General features: G+C 72.4%; 14 protein-coding genes and 1 pseudogene. 9 read left to right on the top strand and 6 right to left on the bottom strand.

All coding sequences use genetic code 11. The features are described from left to right. Positions 1–3: 3 nt before the first annotated feature. Together IE170_RS26610 and IE170_RS26605 are read left to right on the top strand one after the other, a co-directional pair. Positions 4–645 (top strand): AAA family ATPase, encoded by a 642-nt coding sequence (locus tag IE170_RS26610; protein ID WP_191036812.1) that lies wholly within the window; start codon positions 4–6, stop codon positions 643–645. Between the two features lie 2 nt (positions 646–647). After that, positions 648–1,886, top strand: coding sequence for an MFS transporter (locus tag IE170_RS26605; RefSeq protein ID WP_223855680.1), 1,239 nt, complete (start codon positions 648–650; stop codon positions 1,884–1,886). 1,184 nt (positions 1,887–3,070) lie between these two features. Here the strand turns inward: IE170_RS26605 and IE170_RS26600 are convergent. Both IE170_RS26600 and IE170_RS26595 read right to left on the bottom strand, forming a co-directional pair. Continuing rightward, positions 3,071–5,152 carry a hypothetical protein gene (locus IE170_RS26600; protein WP_189811986.1) on the bottom strand — a complete coding sequence of 694 codons (2,082 nt, stop codon included), beginning with the start codon at positions 5,150–5,152 and terminating at the stop codon, positions 3,071–3,073. Positions 5,153–5,323: 171 nt separating this feature from the next. After that, positions 5,324–7,831: a hypothetical protein gene (locus tag IE170_RS26595; protein WP_189811985.1), complete on the bottom strand. Its 2,508-nt coding sequence runs from the start codon at positions 7,829–7,831 to the stop codon at positions 5,324–5,326. Between the two features lie 226 nt (positions 7,832–8,057). Between IE170_RS26595 and IE170_RS26590 the strand changes: the two genes are divergently transcribed. Both IE170_RS26590 and IE170_RS26585 read left to right on the top strand, forming a co-directional pair. Further along, positions 8,058–8,408: a hypothetical protein gene (locus IE170_RS26590; protein WP_189811984.1), complete on the top strand. Its 351-nt coding sequence runs from the start codon at positions 8,058–8,060 to the stop codon at positions 8,406–8,408. A 437-nt stretch (positions 8,409–8,845) separates the two neighbouring features. Then, entirely contained in the window at positions 8,846–9,112 is a 267-nt protein-coding gene (locus IE170_RS26585) for a DUF1330 domain-containing protein (RefSeq protein WP_189811983.1), read from the top strand. An 862-nt stretch (positions 9,113–9,974) separates the two neighbouring features. On the opposite strand, the gene IE170_RS26580 is transcribed toward IE170_RS26585, so the two are convergent. The 3 genes and pseudogenes from IE170_RS26580 to IE170_RS32935 form a co-directional block, all read right to left on the bottom strand. Next, on the bottom strand, positions 9,975–10,367 hold the full coding sequence (locus IE170_RS26580; RefSeq protein ID WP_189811982.1) for a VOC family protein: 393 nt from the start codon (positions 10,365–10,367) through the stop codon (positions 9,975–9,977). A gap of 49 nt (positions 10,368–10,416) precedes the next feature. Further along, positions 10,417–10,775, bottom strand: a pseudogene (locus IE170_RS32940) (C40 family peptidase); the annotation flags it as partial. A 314-nt stretch (positions 10,776–11,089) separates the two neighbouring features. Then, entirely contained in the window at positions 11,090–11,755 is a 666-nt protein-coding gene (locus IE170_RS32935) for a winged helix-turn-helix domain-containing protein (RefSeq protein ID WP_229885186.1), read from the bottom strand. A 499-nt stretch (positions 11,756–12,254) separates the two neighbouring features. Between IE170_RS32935 and IE170_RS26565 the strand changes: the two genes are divergently transcribed. Then, a complete protein-coding gene (locus IE170_RS26565) occupies positions 12,255–12,533 on the top strand; it encodes a hypothetical protein (protein WP_189812085.1) in 279 nt (92 codons plus the stop codon). Between the two features lie 857 nt (positions 12,534–13,390). Here the strand turns inward: IE170_RS26565 and IE170_RS26560 are convergent. Beyond that, entirely contained in the window at positions 13,391–14,689 is a 1,299-nt protein-coding gene (locus tag IE170_RS26560; protein WP_189812074.1) for a serine hydrolase domain-containing protein, read from the bottom strand. A 271-nt stretch (positions 14,690–14,960) separates the two neighbouring features. Between IE170_RS26560 and IE170_RS26555 the strand changes: the two genes are divergently transcribed. The 4 genes from IE170_RS26555 to IE170_RS26540 all read left to right on the top strand — a co-directional run bounded on the left by IE170_RS26555 (position 14,961) and on the right by IE170_RS26540 (position 18,667). Further along, a complete protein-coding gene (locus IE170_RS26555) occupies positions 14,961–15,857 on the top strand; it encodes a LysR family transcriptional regulator (RefSeq protein WP_189811981.1) in 897 nt (298 codons plus the stop codon). Positions 15,858–16,584: 727 nt separating this feature from the next. Then, positions 16,585–17,400, top strand: coding sequence for a helix-turn-helix domain-containing protein (locus IE170_RS26550; protein ID WP_189812073.1), 816 nt, complete (start codon positions 16,585–16,587; stop codon positions 17,398–17,400). Between the two features lie 83 nt (positions 17,401–17,483). Beyond that, positions 17,484–17,951 (top strand): cupin domain-containing protein, encoded by a 468-nt coding sequence (locus tag IE170_RS26545; RefSeq protein ID WP_189811980.1) that lies wholly within the window; start codon positions 17,484–17,486, stop codon positions 17,949–17,951. Further along, the gene (locus IE170_RS26540) at positions 17,948–18,667 is read left to right on the top strand and encodes an SGNH/GDSL hydrolase family protein (RefSeq protein ID WP_189811979.1); all 720 of its coding nucleotides are present in this window, start codon (positions 17,948–17,950) and stop codon (positions 18,665–18,667) included. Before IE170_RS26545 ends, IE170_RS26540 begins: the two co-directional genes overlap by 4 nt. Positions 18,668–19,363: the final 696 nt, after the last annotated feature.

Raw genomic sequence — 19,363 nt, 5'->3', positions numbered from 1 at the left:
ATCGTGCTCATCGGCCCCCCCGCGGCGGGGAAGACGACGGCGGCCGCGGCGGTCGCCCGTGCCCTGGGGCGCGATGTCGTGCACTTCGATACGGCCCGGGCGCAGAGGTACGCGCGGTTCGGGTACACCGGTGCCAGAGCCGACCGGCTCTTCGAGGAAGGAGGAGCACGGGCACTTCACCGCTACGAGGCACGGTTCGAGGCGCGGGCCCTCGCGCAGGAGGCGGAGCGCCGCCCCGAAGCGGTCCTCGACACGGGAGGCGGCCTCCTCCTGCAGTACGCGGACGTGGACGCCCGGCGGGTGGGTGACACCCTCGCGGCGGCCGACCTGACGGTACTCGTCCTCCCCCACGCCGGTGACCGGGAGCGTTCCACGCGCTGCCTGGTCGCCCGCGTCCGGGCGCGGGGAGAGGGCGACGCCTCCACGGCCGAGTGGCTGGACCGCGGCGGCGAGCGACTCCTCGACGCCCTGGTAGGCGCCGGCCAGGCGCACGTGCCCCTCGCCGATCTCGTCGTGGACACCGCCGGTCCCGTACCGACGGCTGCCCCGGGTGGAAGGCCACCCGGTACGCGGCCCCCCGCGTCCCTGGTCAGGCGGGTCACCAGCGCGTTGGCCGACCGGCCCGTGCGGGTCGTGGGGAGGTGACGATGTTCTCCGTCCTGCGAGTGCCCAAGCTGGGGCGAGTGTGGGCTGGACAGTTCGTCAGCATGGTCGGCGACGGCGTGTACACCGTCACCGTCGCCCTGTACCTGCTGCACCGGGACGACGCACCGCGGGCGTTGGGCACGCTGCTCGCCGCGACCGCGCTCGGCGGGATCGTCACGCTCCTCCTCGGTGGTGCCGTCGCGGACCGGACGCGTCGCTCACTGGTGATCTGCGTGGCCGACCTGCTGCGGATCCTCGGCGTCGCCGCCCTGCTCCTCGCAGGACCGGACGCCCCGATCGAGCTCCTGGCCTTCCTCGGGCTCGTCTTCGGTTGCGGGGCGGGCGTGCACCGTCCGGCGTACACGGCGCTCATCGCCCAGCTGGCCGGGCGGGACCGGCGGCGTGAGGCGTCGGCGCTGCGCGCGGCCACCAGCCGCTTCACCGGCATCGTCGGACCCGTCGCCGGGGGGATGGTCGCCGCCGCTTCGTCACCGGGGGCCGGGCTGCTGATCAATATCGCCACCTTCGTCTTCAGCATGGCCACGCTGGTGCGCCTGGACGAGCCGCACCCCGGCTCAGCCGCCGACGGCCCGGCGAAGACGGGTCTGGTCCGGGAGGCGTTGGACGGCGTGGCGTACGTCCGCGGCCACGGCTGGATGCTCGGCATCATGCTGCAGGGCACCGCCCAGGCCGCGCTGGTCATCGCCCCGATGGCAGTGGTGGTGCCGCTCGTCATCGGCGGCCGCGGACCGTCGGCGCTCGGCCTCGTCACCGGTGCGACGGCGTGCGGCGCACTGGTGGCGACGCTCGTCGCCCCGCGCATCCGGTCTCGCCGGACCGGCACCGTCGCCATGCTCGGCCTGTTGTGCGAGCTGCCGCAGATCGCCACCGTGTGGGCGGGGGCGCCGACCGTGTGGGTGGTCCTGTGCAGCGTCTGCGCCGGAGCGGGATCCTCGGTGTTCGCCGTCCTGTGGGGCGCGGCACTCCAGGACCGCACCCCTGACAGCATGCTCGGCCGGGTGTTCGCCCTCGACGCCCTCCTCACCCAGGCACTCGTGCCGGTGTGCGTGGCGGCGGCGGGACTCCTGCTGGGAGTGCTGTCCGTGTCGGTGATCACCGCCTTCGCCGGGTGCGCGCTGATCCTCACCGTGGTCGCCGTCCTACCCGTGCCGGGCGTTTCCACCCTCGGCTCGCCGCCGAAGCGGCAGCCGGCGGCGACCCGGTCCGGAACCCCGCCGTGAAGGCGGACGTGGCCTCGATGTCGTGCCCGGACGCCGCGGGCCCGCCGCATGGTGATCGCGACGGTCCGTGAGCGGCCGAACGAGGAGGCTGGAAGGTCCCGGCCGGGCGCGAGCGACCCTCGGAGGTGGCGCGGCGTCCGGGCCGCGCCCTCCGCTCCTGTCCGGAGCCGCTCTTCCGCGACCGAACGTCCCGAAAGCACGCCTTCGACACCACCTTCGACGGCCGCCTCTTTGCAGCCCCTCAGCCTGGGGCAGTGGGAAAGCCCGAGGGGGAGCGGACCATCGCATGGCTCCACGGCTTCCCCCGACCACGCACCCCCGTACACCCCACCTCCACGCACCCGGCAGTTCACCGGCCGTCGTCTCCAGGACACCGGGCGGGCGGCCGCCGCGGAGACGCGGAGGCCGTCGCGGACCGGGGCATCAGGGCGCGCAGGGTCGCGCCGGCCAGGCGGTCCGCAAGTTCTCAGGGCGGGCCCTGCTGCCAGGCGGTGCTGTCCGCGAGGCGCTCCCGCGGGTCCAGCCCGCCTTCCGGGCCGAAGGGCGGCGCCGGCTGTCCGGGCCGCGAGCAGGGGCCGGGCCCGGGTGCTCACCAGCAGGGCCGTCTCCCGCTCGTAGCCGATGCAGTCCTCCCTGGAGGACACCAGCCGGCCGTACTCCGCCACCCCGCCCCCGAGCTGCTGCAGGGCCGCGGCCCGGTCAGAGGCCCGGCACCCGGACCCGCGTCAGGTGACGGCCCGGGATCGCCCGCAGCCGGTCCGCGTCCGCAGGGACGGCGAGACCGCGCCCGGGCAGCACCATGCGGAGCGCCTGCCGGTCACCGGAGAACACGGCGAAGGGTGCCGGCGCTCGGCATAGCGGATCAGGGCGGTCCGCTGCTGGTGGGCCGAGGACAGGAGCCGGTGGGGGCCACCCCGTGCTCGTCGACGACGGCCCTGCAGTCCCCCGCCGCCTCCAGCCCCCCGGGGGGAGCATTCCCGCCGTCATCGGCGTCGTCCCGCCGTCGTGCACGACAGCACGGTGACCGGAACCGGGCCCGGCACGCTCGGAATCATGTGGCAGGCGAGGGCGGGACCAGCGCAGGGTGCGGCCTGCACCCGGCCTCCGCACCTTCATACCCCCACCGGGAACCGGGTTGCCCGGGCGACCGGGCGGCCCGCGGTGGCGGTGGGTCGGCGTGCGTGTCAGCGGTGGAGCCACCACTCCTCGTTGCCGTCGAGGAACCGGGATACGGCCGCCGCCCTTCCTCGGATGTGGGCCGAGAGCGTGACGAAGCTGCGGCCCGTCGTCGTGCGGCCGAGGGTCACGTCACCGTACGGGTTGGGCACCCAGCCGTACGCCGGCTCGACCGGCGAGTCCTGGGCGGGCGGGCGGTGGTCGCGGGGCGGCCGTGGAGGAATTGCGGGCAGCGGTTGCGGGTCGGCCGACTGCCATGAGCCGTCTCCGGGACGCAGCCGGTACACGACGGGTTGGAGCCGGTGGGTGAGGGCGCACACCTCCACCAGTTCGGGCGTCACCACGTGGGCGGCGAAGCGCGCGTGCGGGGTCAGGCAGTGTTCGGGCAGGCCCAGCGGCCGGGGAGGCTCCCAGCCGCGGCCCGCCCGGTAGTCCGCGAGGTGTAGCCGCAGGTCGCGGCCGATGCCCAGGGCCAGCAGGTCGTCCGCGGTCGGGGCGAGGGCGGCGAGCGCTCCCCCGGGCAGCAGGCGCGCCGCCTTGTCGACGACGGTGTGGGCCTTGCCGGGCCACTCGCCGCCGCGCGACCACCAAGCGTTGACGAGGCGCGAATCGCGGTCGAGGAGGAGCACCTCGACGGTGCGGCCGCGGGAAGTGGCGGCGAGCGAGCTGAACGGGTGCAGCCGCAGGTCGCCCGCCATGGGGGCGGGTTCGCTCCAGGGCCCGTCCGCTGGGCGGCGCTGGGCGTAGAGCCGATGTCCTGAGGACACGGTGAGCACGTGGACGGACCGGTCCGGCTGCCGAGCGGCGGCGAGGGCGCGGATACGTCGCGCGCCGGTGCCCGTCAGAGTGGGCAGGACCGTACGGACCCAGGTGTCGCGCTGGAGCCTCCACTCGACCGGTACGCCGCCGCGCAACTGGGAAAGGACGACGGTGGGCCGCTCGGGCGGTACGGCGACGATCGGTGCATCGGGTTCGACCGCCAGTGCCGGGCTGGTTTCCGGATGCGGTCCGGGCCGTCGGAGGCCGAGCAGGTGCAGCAGCATCATGGGCGGGGTCGAGGTGTCGCCGCCGCGGGCGGGTTCGGCGAACGTGCCCCGCAGCACCTGCGGGTCGGGGCGGCCCCCGAAGGCGGTGACCCGTGGTTCGGCGACGGGGAAGGCGGGGTTGCGGACCAGCGCGCAGTCGAAATCGACCGGCTTCATGGGTGTGAGGGAGCGTCGCGCACGGGTGATCGGCGACCCGCGCTGCGGCATGTGGTCGACGTAGAAGCGGAACTGACGGCCCACGGGCCAGGCGTTCCAGGCGGGGACGGTTCCGCCCGGTGGCGGTGTGACCAGTGTCGGACGCAGGGTGACCGAGGTGTGGGGCTCCCCCACGTCGATGCGGGTGGGGTGCGCGGGGTCGAAGGGCGGTGTCACGGTGTCCGTGCTGCCCTTGTCGGCCACGTCGATCTCGACGTCCCAGACGAAGAGGTCCGGGCGGGCGCGCAGCAGGGGAACGGCGACCGGGGAATGGAGGTAGAAGCCCGGCCGCATCGGCGGGGCGTCACCGGGGCCGGGCAGCTCAAGCTCCTCGCACAGGGCGAGGTAGTAGTCGCGCAGCGGCTGTTCTGCGCGGCTGTCCAGGTCGAGTCTGACCGAGTTCTCGTTGTCGATCATGACGACACCGCCGGCCCAGCCCGGATTGCGGTCCGCGATGATCGTCTTGATGTGCAGGGCGTGCAGCCGGCCCCGCTCCGGCGTCGGCTGGCCGGCAGGCGGATGCGTGGACGGATGTGCGGACGTGTCGTGCGAGCTGCTGTAGCCGATGTAGAAGAAGACGATGCCCCAGCCGGCGGCCGCTGTCGCGGCCAGCCGGTCCATCCAGTGCCGGTCCGGGCTCCTGGCGGAGACCGTGAAGCTCCCGGGCGGGTGGCCCGCCAGGGGCGGCCCGTCGACGTAGGCGCCGGCGAAGCGCAGGTTGGAGGCGTCGAACAGCTCGGTGAGCCATCCGGGCGGCGGCGCCTCGGCCCGGTCGAACCCGAAGAGGTACGGCGCGATCCGCGGCGCCGGCGCGGGCGGCGCCGCCGGTGCCGCGGCGGGCCGGGGCACCGGTGGGGGCGGCGGAGCGGGCGGGGCCGGCCGCGCCGGCGCCGGCGGCGGAGCGGGCTGGCCGGCGCCGGGGACTGTCCTGGCGGGCCGGCTCGGCCGCCGCGGCGGGGCGGGGTGCGCGGGGCGGTGGGCCATGGGGGCGTCTCCCGGTGGAGGGTCGGGCAGGTCAGGTCAGGGCTCGGCGGTGGCGGCCGATTCCTTCCAGGCACCGCTCGCGTCCTGCTCCCAGACGGGCAGCGCCGTCTTGGTCTTGAGCCGCACGAGGTCCGTGGGGACCTCGATCTCCCACGGGTCCCCGACGGGGCGCTCGTTGCCGGGGGCGCCGGTGGCGCGGCGGATCTCCTCGGAGATGGGGACGTAGTCGGGCTGGTTGAGGCCGGGGACGGGACCGCCGCCCCAGATCTTCCCGAACTGGACGAAGTACCGTACGTCGTCCTCGAAGCCGGGCCGTACCGGGAAGACGACGCGGGCGGCGCCGGCGCGCAGGAATTCCGCGAAGGCCGGGTCGGTGTCGCTGGTGAGAGCGCGCGCACGCCACCGGGACTTCTGGGACCAGAAGTAGGGGTAGAGGAGGTACTGGATGTTCTCCCACTCGAAGGCCTGCTCGAAGAAGCGGATGCAGGGGGCCTGGTCGCGGGCGCGCCCCAGGTCGATCTGGGGGAACTTCTCGACGGGGTCCACGGTGACGGCGCCGAAGCCGTCGAACAGGTCCTGGGTGAGGAGGCTGATGCACGCCTTCTTCAGTTCGCCGAGGACGAGGTCGCGGTTCTCGGCCGGGTTGCGCCCCTGCGGTCCACCCAGCGCCTGGACCTGAGCCTCTGACACCGCCTTGTCGTAGGCCTGTTTCATCGCCGTGTACGCGGTGACGATCGCGTCGTACGTCTTGTTCTGCCACTTCTCGTAGTTCTCCGGGGTTCGCGCGCAGCGCAAGTCGAACGCGGCCACGAAGTTGCGCGTCTCGAAGGAGCTGACGCCGATGCCGAGCGAGTTGCGGACCTGGCCGGTGAACGTGTAGGTGCTTCCGGCGCTGTCCCAGGTCCCAGCGGCGCCGACGGCCAGGTCCAGGTTGGGGAAGGTGGACCCGCCCGGCGGGGCCATGCCGTTGCCCTTCCACGCCCAGTGGAGCGAGACGGCCTCGTAGCCGTCGGGTACGGAGATCTCCAGCGTCTTGTTGACCGCGCCCGGTTCCTCGCCGGTGGCCCCTTCCAGCACCTTGCCGACGTCCGTCCGGCCGCCGGGTGCCGGCTCCAGGCCGGTGGCCCGGTACCGCCGTCCGATGGTGCGGTAGCTCGACTCCGTGACATCGGACGCGTTCTCCGTCAGCGGCGGCGGGAGTTCCGCGACGAGGGTCGACTGGCCCTGCCGCTGGACCGCGTCGATGAGGAAGGCGGCGGGCTCCGGGACGATGGTGTCGAACAGGAGCCTGCTGCCGTAGTTGTACATCTGGGCGCGGGTGACCCGGTTGACCCACTGGTAGAGCCCGCTGATGTTCGCACCGCCGACTCCGGCGGCGCCGGGCTTGTTGTCGAAGGCGTGCTTGTTGAACTCCTCGAACTCCGCGATCGTCTTGCGGACGTGCGCCTGCCTGGTCTTCTCGGAGAGCCTCGACGCGGCGCGGCTGGTGACGTCGCGCGAGACCGCCGAGGCCTGCTTGAGGGAGGTCTCCTCGCTCCGGTTCTGCGCCACCGCCACATCGGCCTTGACCTCGACGCTGAAGCCGTACCGCGCCGTCACGTTGAGGCCGGCCTTGAGGCTGGAGTCCTCCTTGACGACGCTGCTCGCCTCGCGCTGCAGGGAGAACCGGTCGGTGGTCTGGGTGTCGCGCTCCTCCTCCTCGGAGGTCTCCGTCTCGGTCGAGTACGTGTCCTCGGAGCGCTCGAAGCGGCGGGTTTCGCGCTCGCGGAGCTCCGACTTCAACACGTTCTCGATGTGCGAGAGTTCGCCGCCCTGGTAGCGCAGGATGTGCTCCCGGACCACGATGAGGTCACCCACGCCGATCGGGCGCAGCACTCCGGGCTTGCCGGACGGCAGCTCTCCCGTGGGCGGGTTCTCGTAGTCGCTCCCGCCCGAGCCGGGATCGGCATCGGGCTCCGCCGTCACCTCGAAGGCCATGCCCCTGCTCGCGTACAGGCCCGGTCGGGGCGGGCTGTGGGGGCGCCGCGTCGCGGAGGGCCGCTCGACGGCCGCCACCGTCCCCTGGGGCTGCGGGAGCGGTGCGATCTCCACCGGGCGCCTGCGGAACGTACCGGCGGTGGCACCGGCGGACCGCTGGACCAGGTCGATGCCCTGCAGGATCAGGAGCAGGCGGGGGCCGCTCGACGGCTTGTCGTGGCCGGCCCGGAGGATGTCGATCGCGGCGTCCGAGAGGGTGGCCAGGTCCTGCTTCCACTCGTTCGTGGTGATCAGCTGGGCCGGTTTCCTGCCGTACTTCTGCTCGGCGGCGGCCGAGATGGCGGCGCAGGCGTAGTCGGGGCCGTCCCCGAGGGACGTGTTGAAGGAGAGGTGGGCGGCCTTGAACGCGGTCCGTCCCAGGATCTCGTCCAGGGTGCCGGGGTGGTCGGGCGGGGTCTGGCCGCCGGTAGCGGCCGCGGTGCTCGCAGGGGTGGAGTGGGTGATGTGGAAGCGGCCCTCGACCGCCTCGGCGGGCCGGATGACGGTGAAGCGCAACAGTTCATCCACGGCGTTCTCCTGACCTGGGGCGGCGCGGGAGGTGGCTGTGCGGGACCACCATCCGGGTTGTAGCCGGTCCAGGCCGCACGGCGACAGGGGTCGACGCAGTGACTCACCCGGGTGGGTGACGTGCTTTGCTGCGGAAACGGCACTGCAGAACGGCGATGGCGTCCGCTTCCCATGCGGTGGCTCTGGGGGCCCGGCGCAGTTGGAGGACGAGCGTGCGACGCTCTGGGTGAGCGAGGACGAGTACCGGTTCAGCGGCCTGCTGATGCGGCGGATGGGGCTCCGTGACGCGGCGCTGGCGCTGCGGCTGCTGGGCGCGGTCGCGCAGGACCCGGTGGGCGGGTACGCCTGCCTCGCGCCGGTGGTCCCGGGGCGGGACGTGGCGCTGCCGGCGGAGGTGGCGAGGATCGCCCGGGTGGGCCGGGCAGCGGTGGCGAACTGGCGCCGGAGGCAGTCCGACGCGGGCCTCGGCTCCGGCCACTGCTCCTCCCCCTGGTTGTCGGCGGTCTGCCTGCCCTTCGCGACGCGGGTGAGCGCCTCGCGGAAGACGGGGAGGAGGAGCTCCTCGTCCACCTGGTAGGCGATGTTCTGGTGCCAGGACGGATCGTTGGGGTCGGACAGGGGTGATGGGCGTCGGGGTGCCCTCCGGTCACCAGCCCTTGCGGACGGGACGGCCCGGGTCAGACCGCTGGACGGGCCCTTGAGTCTGTCGACCACCCGGTGGAGGTGGTCGGCGTCGATGTAGCCGTTCGCCGTCGATGACGGCCACCGGTATGACCCCGGTGCAGGGGCTCACGGCCCAGCACCTGGAAACGGCCCGCCACCTGCTGGAGTCCAGCCACCTCCAGGTCGACGACGTGGCCGGTCGCCTACTGCCGCGCCCTTCGGCCCGCCGCGTCGGCATGACGTCCAGGGTGCCACTCAGGCCTGCCGCTGACAGGATCGGACCAACGGCCCGCACCTGCGGACCGGTTGCCGCCGACAGCCGACAGCCGACAGCCGACAGGGGAGCAGACCATGACCGCCTACGCCATCGCCCACCTCCGCCCCGAGACGATGAACGAGGACATCACCGTCGTCATCATCGGCTTCCCCGACATCGAGCGGGCCCGCGCCTGGTACGCCTCCGAGGCCTACCAGGCCATCCTCCCGCTGCGCACGAACCACATGGCGGGCGAGGCCGTCCTGGTCGAGGGCGTCCCGGCCGACTACGACGCGACGAAGACTGCCGCCGACCTGCGCGCCGAGGCCGGCCTCTCATGGGCGACCGGGCCACCTTCCTGATTGCGGGCACCGGCGGTTACACCCGCCTCCGCTCCTCCGAGTGGCGCGGCGGCAGTGGACGGTGTCGGCCGAGCAGCTCGCTGAGGCGGCCCGCGCCCGCATTCCCGTGCCCGGCGCCCAGCGGGCGCTGGTTGGACCTGCCCCTCGAACACGCCTACCTCATCCAGTGTGGCGGTCGGCCGGCAGGACCGCGAGAACGCCGAAGCACACCTGGTGGCCCGGCTGCGCGGCACGTGGCGCGAGTTCGACCCGAAGGCGAAGGAGTCGCTCCGGGCGGATGGGGCGCGCACCTTGTTCTGGGACGGTGCCGACTCCCTGTTCTGGACGGCCGTGCACACGGTGACCGACCCGGCCGCCGCTCTGGCGGGGGATGGCGGTCGACGTCTACAAAGAGGTGACCGCGGACCTGGCCGCCGGCAGCGCGAGGTTCCTGCCGATCGCCGAGCACCGCAAATGGCTGTGCATCGGCCTGAGGCCGCGCGGCGGGCGTATTGCGCCCCCCTCCCGCCCCCCGCAAGGCGAGCACGCAAAAAGCATCCCGGTGACCACCGCCACCGCCACCGCTCCCCACTCCGACTGCGGCGGCGACCCCCGCCGCGGCGACCCGGACCCGGACTCGACCCAACCCCGGCCCGAACCCCAGCTCCGGCCCGGGTCTCGACTCCGAGCCCGCAGCGGGGCCGGGCAGGCGAGGGTGCCGAGCTTCGCGCTCCCCGTAGCGGCTGGCGCCGACCGCCTGCGCTGAGCGGCGTCACCGGCGTCCGCGCCGCCCCACGCATCAGCCCCGCGCTCCGGCCTGACGCATGGGCCTCACGCATCGGCCTTGCGCGCTCCGGAGAGGGGCGCCCGGCCGGGGAGGGGTTCAGGCCGTTCCGCGCTCGGCCGCGCTGCGCTCCACGCAGAACTCGTTGCCCTCCGGGTCCGCCATCACGACCCAGCCCATGCCATCGGGGGTCCGCCGGTCGTCGACGACCCGCGCGCCCAGCCCGGTGAGCCGCTCGACCTCCTCGTCCCGGGTGCCGGTGGGCGGCTGGATGTCCAGGTGCACGCGGTTCTTGACGGTCTTGGCGTCGGGGACGCGGATGAAGAGCAGCCCGGGCACCCCGGGCACGCCCGGGTCCACGAGCACCTCGTCGTCGCCCGGCTTGTCGTCCGGATGGACCGAGGCGCCGGTCAGGGCGGCCCAGAACCCGGCCACCAGGTAGGGGTCGTGGGCATCGAAGGTGATGTGCCGGACGGGGTTGAGGTAGGACACGGGTCTCCTTGTGCGCTGACGCCGCGGCGGGTGCCGCCGCGGCGCCAACCTAGCCGCGCACCGGGAGCCGCGCAGCCGATTTCACGGCGGCCCAGCGCACCCGGCCGTACTTCACGCTGCCGGTCCGGATCCGTTCCAGGCGGGCCGTCGAACCGGTATTGGGGGAGTGCAGGATCCGGCCGCCGCCCGGCGCAGATGCCCACGTGGTAGACGCTGCCTCCCGAAGAAGACGAGGTCGCCCGGCCGCCTGGAACCGGCCGCGACGTGCGTGGTGCGGCTGTACTGCTGGGCCGCGGTGCAGGGCAGCGCCTTGCCCGCGCGCTTGTACGAGTAGAGCGTCAGCCCCGAGCAGCCGAAGCGGTACGGACCCGTGGCGCCCCACAGATGCGGGGAGCCCTGTGAGTGTGCGGGGTAGTGGCAGTGGATGGGTGCCAGCCGGTGGCTGTGCCGGGGAGGGGCTGGCTGCTCGCCCGTCAGGGGCTGCTGGCCGACCGTGTGGAAAGCGGAGGTGCCGATCAGCGGTTGTTCCTCGACCCGCCCGCCGCGCACTTCGCCGGATCCGAGAGCACCAGCACCGAGCTGCTGAAGCATTCGCCCACCTGGCACAGCACCAGCGGGCCGCGGCGGTTTCCCCCTACGACGTGGTCGAGCGTGAGTTCCGCCGTAGCCCGGCGCGAGGCCACGCATGCCTGTCAGTGGGCGTGCTTGGGGGGTCCCTCGGCTCAGGCCCGGGGCTGAGCCGAACCGTTGGTGTTCAGCAGGGTGAGACCGAGGTGGGTCAGCGTATGGAGGGCTTCCTTCCGCTCCCGGGTGAGAGCGGTCAGCCCCGCCTTGCGGAGGGTGGTGGCGTGCTCGCTGGCGCTGGCCGGCGACACGCCCGCCCACCGGGCGAGCTGTGTGGTCGTGCACGCCGGATGGTCGGCTATCACGCACAGGACCACAGCCCTGGTACGACCGAGAAGAGCGGACAGCGCCGGTGGTACCGAGGCGCTGACGTGTCCTGCCGGAGCCGAAGGAGCCCACAAGGGTGCTGCGTCGACCGTGTCGTGCAGAGCCGGATACACCATGACGACCGTGTCGTTCTCAGGTCCGGCGAACAACTGGGGGACCGGCACGCAGAACACCGACGGGGCCAGTACGAACGGACGACCCGCCAGGCGGAAGTCGATCTCCCGCTGGAGCACGGGCCGGTAGCCCGGGATCTCCAGTACGGGGGCGTTCCACACGGCCATGGGGTGGAGGCTGCGCAGGAGGGCCTCCACTCCGCCCTGCACCATGAGCCGGCCACGCCGCGTCGTCTCCGCCCGCAAGTGCTGCTCCATGGGCCCCCAGTACGGGGAGATGGCGACTTGGTGGCAGCTCTTCAGGGCGGCAGCCAGCCTTCGCATCGCCCGCGGATCGGCATCCCTCACCTCGGTCGTCCACGACGCTCCTCGCGGTGCCGGACGCACGGAGAACTCCGATCGCAGCCGCTCGTCCGATGCACTGACCAACCGCTCCAGCCCCTCGTCCACCGTGACCGCCGCCCCTGTCATGGTGAACAGATCCACCAGCCCCCCGTCCGCCGGGCTGAGGAAGCGGGCCGCTTCCCTACCGTCAGCGCCGATCCGCGGCCCGGTTCGCGCACGCCACCCTCCGAACAGCACTGCACGGTCCCGCCATTGCACAGTCCGCAAGCTCAGCACCGTTTCAGCGAGCGGCCCCAACGGCGTGACCCGCAACTGCGCCAGGTCCTCGGCGGTGAAGTGCACTCGTAGCACGACATCCCCTTCCCTCTGCCGACGATGCTTCCCGCCGCGCTCGTTTCGGCACAGGCCGAATCGAGTCGAACTGGACACCGAACGAGGCGGAGACTCTCCTCGACCGCAAGGTCCCGAGAAGACCGACATGGCAGAGGAGACAGTCATGCGCATGCGCGACGCAGTGGGAAGCCTGGTGCTCGGCGCCGTACTCGCACTCGGAACGGTGGCGGGCACCGCTCAGGCCGCACCGACGGCTGCCCCGTCGAGCGAGGCGACACCGCTCTCGGCCGCTCCGGCCGGCAAGGTGTTCATCGGCAACTACCCCAGTAGCACGGCGTGCCACATCGCGGGGACCGCGATGGCCGGCGACGACCACACGTGCATCCGATACGGTACCGAGTACGGCTTGTGGATCTTCGTGTAGTCAGTGGCCGACAGCGGGGTCCGGGGCCGACGCGCCGGCCCCGCAAGGCACCTCCGCACCGCACCTCCGCACCGCACCTCCGCACCGGTGCGCACCGGGTCGTCGCGCACCCAGGGTATCGGCGGTGTTTGGGGGTCGGGGTCCGGGATGACGTTCACCGTGCACCGAATGATGCTGCGGGCGATGCAGGGCACGGCCGTGGTGGGGGAGTCCCGCGCCCAGTCCCGCAGTCGCGGGCAGCAGCACACATCCGACCTCGTCCAGCGCGAAGGAGTCCGGGTACAGGTCTGGCCCGGACAGACAGGCGGGAACATCCGCGGCGCGCAGAGCGTCAGGTTCAGGTAACGGCTGGACTCGAAGACGAAAGGGCGATGCCGTAGGAAAGCGCGCCGTCCGCGGCCGCGCCCGCGGATGCGACAACGCGGGTAGGCGAGGGCGGCCGCGGTGGCGGCCCGACTGCTGTGCAGGGCCGGCGCACCGCCGTCACGGTCGGGCCCGGCGCGGACGTCATGGACGGCGGACCGTGGTCCGCCATGCCTGGTGCCGTTACCGGTGTGCCGCCCCGTGCTCCTGGCCTGCCGCCCGCCGCCCGGCCCGCGACGGAGCAGACCCGTACGCGGCGTCCGCCGCCGCGCCGGAAGCCACCTCTGCCCCGGCTCCCGCCCGGCGTCCCGGTCCCCGACGGCTCACGGGTCTCCGCGGCGGCCGCCCGCTCCCGTTCCGCTACCACCCCGGTCGGCGCCGCGCCCGGCCAGGCCGCTCCCGTGGAGCGGCCTGGCCGGGCTGGGGAGGCACATCCGAGCGGGTCGAGCGCGCGCCGGCTCACTGGACCGGACACTCGTCCTACACGCCTCTGGTCAGTCGTCGAGCGTTTGGTAGACCGTGGTCCAGAAGTCCTGGTGGAGTCGGGGGGTGTCCGCGGAGTCCATGGCCGTCTGCGTCAGCAGAATCCCGATGAGCCGTTCCGCCGGGTCGGCGTACGCTGTCGTGCCCAGGCCGCCGTCCCACCCGAACTGCCCCACGGACGCGAGGTCACGCCGGTGGGTGCGCACCGCCATGCCGAAGCCGTAGCCGCCGTGCCGTCCGAAGAGGTCACTGAACTGGTCCTTCTCGACCTTCTGCTCCGGCGTCAGGTGGTCCGTGGTCATCAGCTCGACCGAGGCGCGGGAGAGGACGCGCTCGCCTCCGTGGCTCCCCTTGTTCAGCAGCATCCGGTGGAAAGCGTGGTAGTCGTCGACGGTGGAGACAAGACCGTCACCACCGGCCTCGAACACCGGCGGCCGGCTGTACTTGCCGCCGACGGCCTCGTCCCAGGTCCTGAGTTCGCCGGTCTCCGGGTCGTGGGCATAGCTGGTGGGAAGCCGGTGCATCCGGTCGGCAGGCACGTGGAACCCGGTGTCCACCATCCCCAGCGGCTCGAACAGCCGCTCGCGCAGGAACTCCCCGAAGGGCCGGCCCGCCACTCTCGCGACCAGGACCCCGAGCACGTCCGAGCCGACGTGGTACTGCCACCGTTCGCCGGGCTGGTACATCAGCGGAAGAGCGCCCAGCTGCTTGATCCACTCGTCGGGGCCGACCGTCGGCCAGTTCGCGGTCCCGTCACCGACAACGCCCCGCTCCCGGATGGCGACCTGGATCGGGTACGTGTCCGGCGGAGCCGGCACCAGGCCGAAACCGAAGGTCAGGGTCAGCAGATCGCGCACGGTGATCGAGCGCCGGGCGGGCACGGTGTCGTCCAACGGGGCGTCGATCCGCGCCAGCACCCGCCGGTTCGCCAGCTCGGGCAGCCAGGTCTCGACCGGGTCGTCCAGTCTCAGTCGGCACTCCTCGACCAGGATCATCACCGCCGCGGCAGTGACAGGCTTGGTCAGGGAGGCCATGCGGAAGAGGGTGTCCCGACGCATCGGCCCACCACCCGGAGCCCCCGCAGTTCGCCGGTCGCCGCGAGCAGCGCCGTCCGGCGCTCCGCCGTCCGATCCACCGTGGAGTCCGCCGTCCGATCCGCCGCCCGAGCGGCCGACCGATCGAGTATTCGACCGATGAGCCGCGTGCAGGGTGCCCAAGGCCTCGACGTGCACCCGGTCGCCCCTGCCGACCAGGGCGACCAGTCCGGGAACCGCCCCGGACTCGACGTAGCCGGCAAGCACCTCGCGCATCCGGTGCAGCCCCGCTCGCGAAAGCCCACCGTCCGCGCCGCCACTCAGAGCCCAGTTCCCCCGCTCGTCCCAGCTCGCGGTATGTCTGGCGGCCTGTGACATGTCGTCCCCCTGTGTTCACTTTGATCGCCGGGTTGGTCGTCCGGCTTGCCCCTTCAGCATTTCGCCTGACCGGAGGGGGAACAACGGGAGATCACGAAAGGCCGGATAACCTGCCGCTTATCGATCGTGGTGCGTCATCACAGCGCCGAGGGGGACGGGGACGGGACCGGTGGAGCTGAGGGACATCGAGATCTTCCTGACGCTTGCGGAAGAACTTCATTTCGGCAGGACGGCCCAACGGCTGCACGTGTCGCAAGCGCGGGTCAGCCAGGCTCTCAAGAAGCAGGAACGAGGCGTCGGGGCACGGTTGTTCGAGCGCACCAGCCGAAACGTGCGGCTGACCCCGCTGGGCGAGCAACTGCGCGAGGACCTGATACCGGTCTACCGGGGGCTACGGGAGAGCGTGGAGCGGGCCAGGCGCGCCGCGCGGGGCACGACCGAAGTGCTGCGCGTGGGCATGCTGCCGAGCAACGCCCACGATCTACGGCCCTACTGGGAGGCGTTCCGCGCCCGCCACCCGCAGTGCGCCCTGCGCATACGGCACAACCCGTTCGTCGACGCGTTCGGCCCGCTGCGCCGGGGAGAGATCGACGTCCTGGTCGCCTGGCTGCCCGTCGAGGAGCCCGACCTCACGGTGGGGCCGGTCATCTACACCGAGCACGCGGTGGCACTCGTCGCCCACGACCACGAACTGGCCGTCCGGACATCGGTCTCCCTGGAGGTCTTCGGCGACTTCGGCATCTGGCAGGGCCCGGCCGGACCCGATTACTGGGCGGACGCCTTCACGCCCTTCCAAACCCCCAGCGGCCGCCCGATCGAACGCCACAGCCCGGCCATCAAGAGCCTGGACGACATGTTCACCCAGGTCGGAGCCGGGGACGTCATCCACAACCTGGGCGCCCACGTCACCCGCTACCACGCCCGCCCCGACATCGTCTACCTGCCCATTCACGACTGGCCGGGCCTGCGCTGGGGCCTGGTCTGGCGCAGCGACACCGAGTTCGCCCCCGTCCGGGCACTTGCCCAGCTCGTGGGGGACTTGGGCACGGCGAGGCACCGAGAGTGAACGGACCGCTCCCCGTCCGCGTGCCGGCTGTATCGCCCCACAGCGTTGTTCGCGCGTCACCGCTCTCGGCGGCACCCCGCACGCGACCGTGACTCGACGGCGGCGGGTGACAGCCCCGGGCGGTCATGCTGCCGTCGGGACGGTGCAGCTGTCGCTCAGGAGCGCGCCCCGGTACGCCCGGTCGGGGCCACCGGGAGACCGGATCGGCGGGCCGGGCCAGTAGCGCGCCCTCGATGCGCGGGTCGACGCGCTATCGCGGCGTTGCCGCTGCAGCCGCCGCCGGCGCAGACGCCCAACCTGTTCGAGCTCGCCGGCCGTCGTTGTGCCCGACACCACGGACGCCCTGGCCTGGCACAAGTCCCCGAAGAGGACCTCAACCAGGTCTGGCTGCTGGCTCGCGGCCCGGAGGGTGATCGTCCGTCGGTCCGGGCCTGGCTCCAGCGGATCGCCCGCACCTGGGCCGAGCAGCTGGCCGGCATGCACGCGGCCGGCTGGGCCCATGCCGACGGCCAGCCCACCAGCGCCCCCATCACCCGTCACCGCCGCCGTCCCAGCGACGTCAGCGACACACAAGTTCAGGCGCAGCCCACCGCCGCCGTCTGGCGCCTGGGCGTTTCCTTGACGAACGGCGACCTGTCCGATCCAGATCATTCTCACCGGGGATTCCTGTGCCCGCACTCGTATCGCTGGTTCGTACACTGCGGGGGTGGAAGACCATGAGGCCGCCATGACCTGTGCACGTCCGGCGCCCGCCTTGCGGCGGTACGTCGGCTCGTATACCGGTTTCGATCTTCGTGGGTTCCCGGCGGGGGTGCACTGCGGCCCGCCGAGTCGTGTGCTCACTGCGGTGATCAGCCTGTCCGGCCCTTTGGAGGTGGCGGCGGGTGTGGGCGACGGGTCACCGGTCATGCGATTCGGCAGTGTGGCCGGTGGTCTGATGTGCCGGTCCGTCGCGATACACCACGACGGACGTCAGGAAGGCGTGCAGGTGTCGTTGACACCGCTCGGGGCTCGGGCCGTCTACGGCATGCCCGCCGCTGTGCTCGCCCACCGATTGGTCCCACTCGAGGAGCTTCTCGGAGCGCTTGGCGTCGAGCTGGTCGACCGGCTCCGCGCGGCATCGACCTGGGCGGCGCGGTTCACCGTACTGGACGAGCTGCTCCTGCGCGCTGTTGGCCGTGGCGCCGGCGGCGACCCCGTGGCCCGGATGCGCCCCGAGGTGGCCGAGGCCTGGCGCCGCCTCGTCGCCGCACGGGGCCGCGTCCGGGTCGGTGCGGTCGCCGAGGAACTGGGCTGGAGCCGTCGGTACCTCACCGAGAGGTTCCGTGGCGAGGTGGGCCTGTCGCCGAAGACCTTCGCCCGGGTCTTGCGCTTCGAGCACGCGCATGAACTGGCCACCACGCACGACCCGCTCCCGTGGGCCGATGTGGCGACCGCCTCCGGCTACGCAGACCAGGCCCATCTCGTCCGGGAGTGGAGCGAGTTCACGGGCCGCTCGCCGACAGCATGGCGTCGCGGCGAAGTCCTGCTCGGGACCGGGTAGTCGCCGCCGGCCGCCCGTCGCGTCGGCTCGGCGTTCCCTTTCCTTCAAGACCGCCCTGTTGCCGTCCTGTGACGATCGTCGGCATGAGACTCGTCAATCACGAACCCCACGCCATCGACCTTCGGACCACCCCCGTGCACCTCGGGCTGGGGTCGAGAGCGAAACCCGTCGAGGGCTTCGCCTGGGAGCCGGAGGTGCTCCAGGCCTACAGCGCCGCGGTCGCGGGGGACGGCGCCGAGGGCCGGATGGTGGCGATCTTCGACGGCGACGGCTTCGGCGACCATTGGGAGCGCCACCCCGCCGGAGACGAACTGGTCGTCTGCCTCAGCGGGTCGGTGACGGTCACCCGCGATGGGGGCGGAGTGCCCGAGCGGGTGGTGCTCGGGCCGGGCGAGGCCACCGTCAACCCGGCCGGGACGTGGCACGCGGTCGACATGGCGGGACCGGCGTCCATCCTGACCATCACCGCCGGCCTCGGCACCGACCACCGCCCCCGGACCGCAGCCGGCCCGACCGGGCAGGCCGGCACGTCCGGTCAGGGAACACCGTGACGACCCGTATCGCGTGCCTCGGCGACAGCCTCACCCGCGGGCAACTCAGCGCCGACTACCTGGACCTTCTTCAAAGACGCCGGCCTCCCGGCGACGTAAGGCTCGCCCGCTTCGCCGTCAACGGCGACTTCGCCCACAACCTCTCACGGCGCCTCGATGCCGTCGTCGCGGACGCACCCGACGTGATCACCGTGCTGATCGGCACCAACGACGCCCGAGCGAGCCTGCCCGGCTACCCAGTCGAGCGAGCCATGAAGCGCAAACAACTGCCCCAGCGCCCGTCGGCCGACTGGTTCCAACAGTGCCTGCAAGCCGTCGTCGAACGGCTGCGAACGCAGACCGACGCGACGATCGCCCTGCTGTCCCTCCCGGTCCTCGGCCAACAACTCGACGGAGCCGCGGCGCGGGCATCACAGGCGTACAGCCGCATGATCGCCGAGGTCGCCACCACCACCGAGGCGGCCTACCTCCCGCTCCACGAACGCCAGACCGAGGAACTACGCCACGCGGACCCGCCGCCGATCCCCTACCGGGCCCCGACACCCGCGGAGAGCGTCAGCGTCCTCGTCCGGCGCGCCGTGCTGCGCCGCAGCCTGGACACGGTCTCGCGGCGCCGGGGTCTCGTGCTCACGACCGACCACATCCATCAGAACAGCCGCGGCGCCGGCCTTGTCGCCGAGGTCATCGACACCTGGCTCTCCACCCGGAGCGCGTAGCCGGCTCCGGCGGCGGCCCCTCTTCCTGCGCATTCGGTTTCCACCCCACCTGGCAGGCTGACGAGTGGGCCTCTCGGCTACCACGGCACCCGCCGACTCAACGAGCCGCCGGGATGTGAGGCCGGTACACCGTTGCGGACCACACACGCTGATCGACAGGTTGTCTTCCATGGGGAACCGGCGACAGTTGATTGCGAGTGCCGCCGCTACGAGGCCGGATCGGGAGCCGTTTGGCTGCTGTCGGGCAAGGATGAGCGCGCCTCTGCCCGGCGGGTCCGCCCCAAGCCGGCTCCAGGCCACCGGTGGCGACCCGCGCCGTACCTGCGACCTGTTCGGGCTTGTCTGTCGGCGCGGCCTTGCGACGAACGTCGAGGGCTGCATTGGGAGAGGTTCCCCCCGGGATGGAGGTACCGCTGTGATCGGCCGACTCCTGTGTGGCCTGCTCACCGGTCGCGTACTGGAGACCAACGACGTCCCCTGGGCCGGAGGATGGCTCACCGCCGGTGAGCCCGACTCGGGCCTGTATGTCCCGTCCGCCGGGACCCGGCAGTCGGCAGCCGGCATCATCGTGGGGGAGGGTCAGGTGATCATTTTGTACCGCCGGTAGCTGGTCTGGGTTGCTGCTGGGATAGGTGAGCCGTGTTGTGGCGCTGGCCTGTGGTGGTAGCTGGCTGGTGTGTGTCCAGGACGGCTGCT

Origin of the sequence: Streptomyces toxytricini (assembly GCF_014649915.1) — a bacterium.
GTDB lineage: Bacteria > Actinomycetota > Actinomycetes > Streptomycetales > Streptomycetaceae > Streptomyces > Streptomyces toxytricini.
Note: the sequence above shows the minus strand (reverse complement) of the source record. Positions and strands in the feature narration are given on the sequence as shown.